This is a genomic window from Weissella muntiaci, from assembly GCF_008107635.1.
Classification (GTDB): Bacteria; Bacillota; Bacilli; order Lactobacillales; family Lactobacillaceae; genus Weissella; species Weissella muntiaci.
On record NZ_SDGZ01000022.1, the window covers coordinates 34,737 to 44,742 of the forward strand.

At 35.0% G+C, this 10,006-nt stretch carries 6 protein-coding genes, 1 tRNA gene and 1 pseudogene; 6 read left to right on the forward strand and 2 right to left on the reverse strand.

Annotation, left to right across the window (positions count from 1 at the left end; translation table 11 throughout):
- The first annotated feature begins 323 nt into the window (after window positions 1-323).
- From ESZ50_RS09115 to ESZ50_RS09130, 4 genes are all read left to right on the forward strand, one after another.
- Window positions 324-3,524, forward strand: a complete 3,201-nt coding sequence (locus tag ESZ50_RS09115) for a mucin-binding protein (protein WP_148623257.1) — start codon at window positions 324-326, stop codon at window positions 3,522-3,524.
- Between the two features lie 16 nt (window positions 3,525-3,540).
- The gene (locus tag ESZ50_RS09120) at window positions 3,541-3,702 is read left to right on the forward strand and encodes a type II toxin-antitoxin system RelB/DinJ family antitoxin (RefSeq protein ID WP_148623258.1); all 162 of its coding nucleotides are present in this window, start codon (window positions 3,541-3,543) and stop codon (window positions 3,700-3,702) included.
- A gap of 778 nt (window positions 3,703-4,480) precedes the next feature.
- Window positions 4,481-4,569: transfer RNA gene (locus ESZ50_RS09125), tRNA-Ser, on the forward strand.
- A 79-nt stretch (window positions 4,570-4,648) separates the two neighbouring features.
- Entirely contained in the window at window positions 4,649-5,299 is a 651-nt protein-coding gene (locus ESZ50_RS09130) for a hypothetical protein (RefSeq protein ID WP_148623259.1), read from the forward strand.
- A 285-nt stretch (window positions 5,300-5,584) separates the two neighbouring features.
- On the opposite strand, the gene ESZ50_RS09135 is transcribed toward ESZ50_RS09130, so the two are convergent.
- Window positions 5,585-7,108, reverse strand: coding sequence for a helix-turn-helix domain-containing protein (locus tag ESZ50_RS09135; RefSeq protein ID WP_148623260.1), 1,524 nt, complete (start codon window positions 7,106-7,108; stop codon window positions 5,585-5,587).
- 379 nt (window positions 7,109-7,487) lie between these two features.
- Between ESZ50_RS09135 and ESZ50_RS09140 the strand changes: the two genes are divergently transcribed.
- A complete protein-coding gene (locus ESZ50_RS09140) occupies window positions 7,488-7,682 on the forward strand; it encodes a KxYKxGKxW signal peptide domain-containing protein (RefSeq protein ID WP_187387609.1) in 195 nt (64 codons plus the stop codon).
- Between the two features lie 42 nt (window positions 7,683-7,724).
- On the opposite strand, the pseudogene ESZ50_RS09145 reads toward ESZ50_RS09140, so the two are convergent.
- Window positions 7,725-8,369 (reverse strand): annotated as a pseudogene (locus ESZ50_RS09145) (IS3 family transposase); the annotation flags it as partial.
- Window positions 8,370-9,061: 692 nt separating this feature from the next.
- Here ESZ50_RS09145 and ESZ50_RS09150 point away from each other — a divergent pair.
- On the forward strand, window positions 9,062-10,006 hold a 945-nt coding region (locus ESZ50_RS09150), incomplete at its 3' end, for a KxYKxGKxW signal peptide domain-containing protein (RefSeq protein WP_187387610.1).

Genomic DNA, 10,006 nt, shown 5'->3' on the forward strand with positions numbered 1-10,006 from the left:
CTATTCTTGGAACGCATTTTCGATTGGTTGATATATCAAAATGGAATGGAATTATAGGTACAAATTGTAAATATTGGCTTTAAATGTCAATAATTGAGTAATTATTAAGCATAATATGATAAAGAAATGTTTTTTTTGTGGGTTATCATATAAATGTATGTTAATCACCAAGCAGCTCAATATTAAGGATTCAAGAGCTGGTGATCTTGAAGGGGGTTCATACGATGAATGAAGTTTTGATTATAAGGGGACAATTTAATCATAAAATGATTTGAACTTTGTAATCATTAACTTAAAATCTTTGGGGTTTAGGAGAATTGGTTATGACAAAGGAAAAATATGATCGGGCAATGGCTCATGAGTCGAGAGAAATTGCAAAACGGTTTAAGATGTACAAAAGCGGTAAACAGTGGTTGTTTGCTGCGTCAATGTTTCTAGCAATTGCTGGTGGTGGAGCACTAAGTGCACATGCTGACACTGTTTCAGCTGATGCAGAGAGCCAGCCAGAAGATGTTGCTGTTAATTCAAATGCGCCCACAAATGGGAATAGTTTAGTGCTTTCGAAGAATGATGAAAGTGTAAATTCTAATACAGCAAGTTCAAGCAACAATTCCGAAGCAGTTGCACAAAGTACCTCATCAAGTAGTAACATTGCATCAAGCGTTAACTCAAATGATAGCTCCGCTAAGCCAACGGAGGCTAATAGTACCGAAGCAAATAATTTAGCAACAATTAGCACTTCGAGCACAGAAACTGGTTCAGTTAATGTTAAATATCAAACGGCTGATGGTACTGATATAATTCCCTCAACTACTGTATCTGGAACTGTCGGCGACCGGTATTCAACCAATCCAGCTATAATAAAGAACTATCATTTGGTATCATCACCGTCAAACAAAAATGGAACATTTACTAGTACTAATGCTGATGTGATATACATTTATACACCTGATACTCAGTATGCATACGTTAGTTATGTTGACGACAATACGGATGTTGAATTGAACAACGTAATGTTAAGTGGTGTTGGAGGTACAACCAGCAGTTACCTAACAAATGAGGAAATTGAAAAGTGGAGGACACAAGGATATGAAGTTGTTTCACAAGATTATCCTAGTGGCGGTGTTACATTTGACATCAATGATGCTGTAAATCAATTATTCACTGTACACTTTAAACACGCTTTGAAGACAGTGACACCTGATCAACCAGGGACGCCCGGAACGCCAATTGATCCAAGTAATCCGACTGGACCAAAGTGGCCAGATGGGTCTGATAAAAATTCACTGGATAAACTGATTAATGAGACTGTGAAGTACGTTTATGCGGATGGGTCAAAGTCACCAAGTTATGCGACCGATTCTATTGAGTTCACTCGAACAGCAACAATTGATGAAGTAACTAGCGAGATAACTTATGCTGATTGGATGGCCAAGAATAACGATACTTCTTTTGACAAGAAGGTAACGCCAGTTGTTGATGGGTATTATGCCGATAAGGCGCAAGTTAACCAAATTGACGGTCTAACTGCAGACAGTAAGGACGTTAATGAGACTGTTACCTATAACAAACTTGGTAGTCTTGTACCAACACCAAGTGATCCAAATGATCCAAGTTGGCCAAAGACCCCAAGTGTAACTTATCCAAACGATCCTACGGATCCTACACAACCTGGCAAGGTTACTGTTCCTGATGTACCAGGATATACACCACAAGATGGTAACGGTAATCCATTGAAGCCAGGTGATACAATCACCCCAGCAAACCCTGGAACTGATACACCAATCAAGTATGTAGCCAATGATGAAAATGCAACAGTTACATTTATTGATGATACAACTGGTAAGACGTTGACGGATGGTACGAAGAACCTAACTGGTAAGTTCGGTACGACGGATAGTTATACAACGGCGGGGGATATTACGAACTATGAGAAGCAAGGCTATGAGTTGGTTTCTGATGGTTATCCAGCTGGTGGTGTTGTTTATAATCAAGATGGAACTGTCCAAAGCTTTGAAGTACATTTGAAGCACGCAACTAAGACAGTTACACCTGAGCAACCCGGAACTCCGGGAACACCAATTGATCCAAGTAATCCAACCGGTCCTAAGTGGCCAAATGGTTCAGACAAGGATTCATTAGACAAAAAAGTTAATGAAACCGTAAACTACGTTTACGCTGACGGTTCAAAGACGCCTACGTCTGTTAATGATTCTGTTGAGTTTACGCGGACGGCTACGGTTGATGAAGTTACCGGTGCAGTAACTTATACTGATTGGTCAGCCAAGGATAACGATACTTCCTTTGATAAGAAGGTAACACCAGTTGTTGACGGGTATTATGCCGATAAGGCGCAAGTTAACCAAATTGACGGTCTAACTGCAGATAGTAAGGACGTTAATGAGATTATTACCTATAACAAGCTTGGTAGTCTTGTGCCAACACCAAGTGATCCAAATGATCCAAGTTGGCCAAAGATCCCAAGTGTAACTTATCCAAATGATCCTATGGATCCTACGCAACCTGGTAAGGTTACAGTTCCCAATGTACCAGGATATACACCACAAGATGGTAACGGTAATCCGTTGAAGCCGGGTGATACAATCACTCCAGCAAACCCTGGAACTAATACACCCATCAAGTATGTAGTTAATGATGAGAATGCTACGGTTAAATTTATTGATGATACAACTGGTAAGACGTTGACAGACGGTACGAAGAACTTAGCTGGTAAGTTTGGTACGACGGATAGTTATACAACGGCGGGGGATATTGCGAACTACGAAAAGCAAGGCTATGAGTTGGTTTCTGATGGCTATCCAGCTGGTGGTGTTGTCTACAATCAAGATGGAACTGTCCAAAGTTTTGAAGTACATTTGAAGCACGCAACTAAGACAGTTACACCTGATCAGCCAGGAACTCCAGGAACGCCAATTGATCCAAGTAATCCAACTGGTCCTAAGTGGCCAGTTGGAACAGATAAAAAATCTGTTGATATTATCATTACTGAGACTGTTACCTATGAATTTGAAGATGGTACAACAGCATCTAATACTGTTGTTGATCAAGTAGAGTACACTCGTACAGCTATAGTAGATGAAGTAACTGGTGAAGTTACGTATACTGATTGGGTAGCTAAGGATGGCGACACCACTTTTGATGCGAAGATTTCACCAATAATCAATGGATATATTGCTGATCATGCATCAATTGACGCAGTAAGTGGCATTACTATTGATAGTAAGGATCTGGCATATAAGGTAATCTACAGTAAAGTTAGTGTACCAAACAATCCTGGCACACCAACTGATAACGGAACCGACAATAATGTTGTGAATCAAAATAACAACACAGGTGATAGTCATAAAGTAGTTAATACATTGTTAGATACTGCTACTAATAAGGGCGCAAGTGTATTACCTGATACAGGTATGCAAAGTGCTTCTGAGCTATCAGTCATTGGTGCGTTGATTTCAAGCTTAGGTATCTTTGGATATTATCTATCAGGAAAAAAGCATAAGTAAGAATTAGGGTGATTTTATGAAGGATGTCTTAGTACAAATTCGTATTGATAAAGATATTAAGACTAAAACTGATGAAATATTTAGTCGAAGTGGCATATCTACTCAGAATGCAATTAAAGTGTTTCTATACTTAGTTGCTAAAAATAATAAAAGTCCATTTAGCGATCTTTTTAGATAGGTAAAAGTAAAAGCTCCTCATAGATTTGAGGAGTTTTTATGTGCAACAAAATAAATTGGATGAGAGAATTCTAAATTATGATTTTGGATGTTTAGATAAGTGCCCATGGTGAGTCAAAATGGGGATGTGTAGGAGCACACAAATATATGAAGATGGCAAACAGTACATTTAATGAATCTTCTAATGAGCTCAATGAAAGAAAGTTAGGTAACTCAATTATTTTAAAATTATGACAATATAGATCACTTTTAAAGTGATATAGGTTTGGTGAAGATTCGCATTGGGACATGAGTTTCATGTATCAGCGGCGAACCTTTTTAAATAGGTACACGAGAACAAGACACCTAGAGGTGAAAAGCAGCGTGAATCTAAAAATATTTAAAAATGTAAGATATATGAGCATTTTTAGGCAGTGTATCTCGTCTGTCAAAATGATATACTTTATATGTTTTAAAGGTTCGTGATTCAATGATCCCCAAAATTTCATTAATCAACTTATCAAGGATATAAGTTACCTAAAAAACAAATATCAGTGGTCGGTCCCTATATTTTGGCCAAGATAAAGTATTAGTCATTAATACTTATTCTAACTGATAGTGATTCATAACAAAGCACCTAGCGTTCGCTAGATGTATTCCTATTTAATTTTTCTAACTCACTGAATTAGAGTGAACAACATGCATATCTGTCTGATTTGCTAGTTCATACTGAGCGAGAAAAAGTTTGCTACTGGCCCCTTTTTTGAGAGACTGAGGTAAATGGGGTCAGTAGTATTCACGGAGATATACTCAAGTTGGCTGAAGAGGCGCCCCTGCTAAGGGTGTAGGTCGGGAAATCGGCGCGAGGGTTCGAATCCCTCTATCTCCTTATTTTTAGGTATCTAATATCTGTTAGTTGCCTTGTATTTTACTCAATGGATTATGCTGGTTGTGTGTGGAGGTTGGTTATGAATTTTGTGAAGGTTAAGAAGGAGAACGTTTTTATCGTTTTGCTTTTTTTATGGATATTGTTTCCGATATTCATTGAGTTCAATATCTTAAACCTTCCTAGCAGAAGTGGGGGATGGCTTGGATTTTGGGCACAACATCTCGGCGTTATATCGGCTGGAATTGTGAGTTACCTAGTTATTTCCTACCAAGAGAAAAAGGATCAGAGACAGCTTGATAAAGACCTGAAGAGAAGGCATCAGGAATTTATATTTGAAGTCAAATACGAAATGATTAACTCTTTCAAGAAAGTTTGCCAGGAGAATTATATTGAACTTTCGAAATTAGTAAGTCGGGTCAAACGTAATATGGATGACAAAAATAATTTTTTATCTGAATATAATAAACTCGAGACAGAAATCATAAATTTTAAAAATGATTTATATGTTTGGACTAATAAGGAAATAACCTATGCCAAGGAACTCGGTACGAATCCAGAGGTTCTTGATAGGTACATGGATATTCAAAAGCAACTGCAGAGCAAATCATTTGAAATGAATAATTCAAAAATTGAATTTATTGATAACTCTCAAGGATTCAATGATTTATTGTTAAATATACTTGGTGACTTGAGTGAGATTCAAGCATGTATGGAAATAACGTCTGCTTAAGTTCAGACGTTTTTTTTTGTGAAAGATGAATGTAACTAAGTTGCGCATAATGAAAAAAAGCATAATAGATGAGATAAGATGGGAAAGTTGGTTTAATTCTTGGAGTACACATCATTATCAATCTTTTTTAAACAGCTGGTTTTATTGAAATTAATAATTCAATTATTTTAAATACTATTAACTAGCCAATTTTGAACATCGTATAATGAGGCATCTAGCATAGGTTATCCTAAAACTTGGTCAAAAAGACCACAAGCAATAATGAATACTTGTGGCTTTTGATTTCTATATAATTTGTTGAGATTTTTTTCTAATCAATATTTTTCTACATTGTTCAAGAATTTGATTTTTTTCGCCATCACTCATATGAACATGAGTATAAATCCTTGGTATGCCTTCACTATCACTTGAATTAGCAGATAAATTGAAATTGATTGCCAGATCACATTCGGGTAATTTAGGAGATTCTCGAATGGCGATATTATAAGTTGTGCTTAAAAGTGCATAGAGTTCTTTCTTGATTTGGACATCAATGTATATTGGAAAGTCAGTTTCTATATAAATGTTAATCTTTGGCTCAAATATGTTGATGGGAAGTACAAGAGCAAATGCATTCGAATATTTGAATGCTAAAGTATGTTTTTGAATATTATCCAATGTTGAATCAGTTTCGAGAAATCGTTGAATGACAGGAATCAGGGACGGTGCAAATCTGTCCTTATATTCGTAGATATTTACACTTGAAATAATAAATGTCAACTGCGGGAATAAATCAGCTGCTATACGTGAACTAATAATAGTTGATAAAAAAAGCTTCTCTTTGTATAAATTAAGATCATTTTTTATTTTTTGAACTGCATCAATAAAACTATCAATTCCTTTAACAATATCTGGCTCTACATGAGTGAGAGCTTCGTAGAAGGAAAATACTAAATTATTCGATAAATATAATTCAGGTAAAGACGCTAACCAAATAAATATAAAGATTAAATCGTTGTTCTGCTCGTCCATGAGCGGTGTCATTAATTTTTTAAACTGAGTATATTGTTTATTCAGTAATGAATTGATCAATTTGTTCGAATAGTTTGGAAGTTCTTTGTTAGAAATTGTCGAGCCATTTCTATGTCGTAGGATATTAACCGCTAAAATGTACATTAATTCATCGCGTTTTGCGTTATTAATATTTATTCCCAATGATTCGATTAATTTATTGGTAACAGCCTTAACCTCATTTTGCGTAATTGACACAAATGGCCAAGTAACACCTCTGTAAATTCGCCAAAGGAATCCTGTAAGGATATACCTAATTTCTCTCTCATTCCCAATAACTGTTAAAATACCACGCTTATTTATTATATGTATTCCTAAAGGTGTCAAATAGTCATTTAATTTTTGTAACATTCTGTAAAAAGCTGCGCTACTTATAAATCTTTCCGCCATAAATTGCTCAGTAGATACTGATTTCTGATTGACTATACGAATGCAAAGATTTGCTAAGGTCGACTGACCAATTAATTGCATAATAATCCTTTGTGCATCAAGACTACTACCTTCAAAGAAAAATTTTTTCTCGACTTTTATTATTTTAGGAATCGGAATAGAACTTGAAATTGTGTCAATTATAGAGTTTATCTTATCTACATTATTTAGAACTGATCGTCTTTCAATTAGAAGCAAATCACCTAATTCTGAACTGCTTACTCCATCACTTGCAGATTGAATTGTATCAATCGTTGCTACTTGATTAATTAATTCTTTACTAAAGAGCTTTTCAACTCTCGAGTTGAAAACTGTATTAAAGTACTCCATAAATTTCTCCTACATAAAGTGTAACGTAAGTAAAGTCCATATTAAAAACGCCTATGAGTAATAATAAAGTCGGATTCATTAAACAACTAATTCAGAAATAAAAGTAAATTTTATTCTACCGTTGCATAATTTATCGATGGCTTAAACCTAAATGTAACAAGTTTCTGAAAAAATCTCAATAAGTGCTTAATTATTAGACAATATGTGAAAATGTAATTCACCGACTGGTCAGTTAAAATATAATTATGTTTTTATTTTGCTATTAAAAGGATTTAGTTGCTAGAGTGATGGCTGAAAGAAGCGTTGGCATTCTGTTTCCGGCCATTACATATTCTAGAATTTATCTTAATTAATACATTCAGATATTATGCGGAGGACAATGAACTTATTTGGATTTAAAAGAAATGATAATGTGAAAAACACTAATTTTAAAATGTATATGAGTGGAAAAAATTGGGTTTTTGCTTTGGTATTTTTAGTTTCCATTGGAATTGCAAAGAATCAAGACATTAGCATTCCAGATCAAAGGGCAAATATTAATTCTGAATGGAGCGTATATGCTAGTGAGGCGTAAAGTACTGGACCATTGTCAATAGAGTAGACAACTTTTAGATTGTTATTGAGTGTAGAATTCTAATTCTTTTTGATTTGGAGACATAAATTTGTTCGCGGAATGTGGCCTGCGTGTGTTGTAGAAGCCTTCTATATAATTAAATGCAGCTTTTCTAACTTCAGAGATATCATGAAATTTTCTGCGATTATATTCTTCTTTCTTTGTGTATTTAAAGAAAGACTCAGTGATTGCGTTATCCCATGGATACCCAATTTTTGAAAATGAATGATTAATTTGATTAGGATACAGAAACTGGCGCACGGCGTGCGACGTATACTGAGAACCACGATCTGTATGAAGAATAAGATTTGAAGATGTTTTTCGTTTTCTTAAAGCATTGGAAATTAACTCCACAATAAATTGACTGGTCATTCTTGGACTGATCTTCCAGCTGATTATTTTCCGAGAAAATGCATCAATAATAATATCTAGATACACATTTACGGTTATGGTTCTTATGAATGTCATATCACTAGTCCACTTGCGATTGGGTTGTTCAGTAAAAAACTGTTGATCTAGGATATTTGGTAGTTGTTGATTCTCAAATTTTTTTCGATATCTAAATTTGGGTTTTACAGCACTCATTCGAGGAAGGTTCACAGATTTTATGAGTCTATAGATGCGACCGGAAGAAATGGCGTAGCCATGTTCACTGTTTAAATATGAGTTATTTTAGTAGAGTCAATACGAAAATCTACTTGATAATAAATATCAAAAATAATTTTTCTTATTTTCTGATTCTCAAGAATTCTAGGAGCGACCTTGCCATTAAGATACTTATAATAGCTGCTTCGATTAATATTTAAAACACGACATAGTTTAGTGATTGAATGTCCAAAGCGTAAAAATCGGGAGGAAAAATATTTAGAGATGTCTTATCTTTTGTAATGTGTATGGCTTGATTTTGATATTTAAAAATATTCATTGAACACATTTTAGTGATTTGGAGGCAGAAACGCTAGTTTTTAGTACAGTTCGAATTTTATTGTGGGTTTGTCTTTGGTGAAACTACTAGCGGAATTTATCCGACAAGGTAAGGATAGTTTTTGAAAAGATGATACTAGTTGAAGTATGAATTCGCAGAAGTATTTAGAATGCTGTATCGCTTTATTGTAAGTCGATTATACCAGTTAGTATGTGTTTAATTTAGAATGAATCTTCGAATTTAATAAGAGAGATTTTAGGCAAATTTTTGGCTAGAAAAATATGGTTATACTTTCAGAAGCCGGCTTTATTCGACGGAGAAAGCATAAATTAACATTGTGAGAAATATCATAAGGGGGCTTGCTTGGGAAGCAAGTTTATATATTTAATCGGGTGTTATTTAAGGGGATGTATAGATGAATTTATTTAAAAACAAAAATGTGAAGAACAGTCACTTCAAAATGTATAAAGTTGGAAAGTTTTGGGTCTTTTCATCAATGGTTTTGATTGCTTTGGGAGGGGCTAGCATTGCTGATAATTTGAATCTAGGCGGTGTTCATGCACAAACTTTGATACAAAGTATAACTCTCGGGAATCAGACAACAACATATGCCACTATTGATGGAGTTAAATTGCACGATGATATTGTTGTACAAAATGTACTTGGGGCAACTCAGTCACAATTAGGCGATCCAATAAAGTTTCCAGGATATGTTTTGAACGCGGGAGAAAGCACATATACATCATTTTCGGCGACTTACAAGTTTAAAGAGTATTTAACATTTGTTAATGGGATGGCTGATGCGCTGGGACACCCCAGAGTTGCATCGGCATATGATCTGATTGAGTTATTTCGGAGTCTTGGAAGTATTCCGAATGATACGTATGCTGAAAATAGTATTACTTTAAATTATGTTTATGAAAAAAAACTTGACCAAATAGACTTACAAACGCATGATGTCACAATTCGTATTGGTGATCCACTTAATGTGAGTTCTTTTATTACATCGATTAAGACATCAGATGGAACTGACGGTTCAATTGCAGATGTTGTCAATAATCTTAAAGATATCAATACATCTGTACCAGGTAAATATAATGTGACACTCACTTATTTGGATCCAGATTCACTTAGTTCAGTAAAAAAGGTTTCTCAATTAACAATTCTGCCGAAAGATAACGTCGGCTCAGATAATTCTGGAGACAATAATACTGGAAACAGTAATGTAGGTTCAGATAATTCAGGAAACAACAATACTGGAAACAGTAATGTAGGTTCTGACAATTCCGGCGATCACAATACTGGAAACAGTAATGTGGGTTCTGACAATTCAGGAAGTAACAATACTGGAAACAGTAAT

Coding starts and splice junctions, on each gene's coding strand:
- ESZ50_RS09140 (WP_187387609.1), top strand. CDS start 7,488: ATGAACTTATTTGGATTTAAAAGAAATGATAATGTGAAAAACACTAAT.
- ESZ50_RS09130 (WP_148623259.1), top strand. CDS start 4,649: ATGAATTTTGTGAAGGTTAAGAAGGAGAACGTTTTTATCGTTTTGCTT.
- ESZ50_RS09135 (WP_148623260.1), bottom strand. CDS start 7,108: ATGGAGTACTTTAATACAGTTTTCAACTCGAGAGTTGAAAAGCTCTTT.
- ESZ50_RS09120 (WP_148623258.1), top strand. CDS start 3,541: ATGAAGGATGTCTTAGTACAAATTCGTATTGATAAAGATATTAAGACT.
- ESZ50_RS09115 (WP_148623257.1), top strand. CDS start 324: ATGACAAAGGAAAAATATGATCGGGCAATGGCTCATGAGTCGAGAGAA.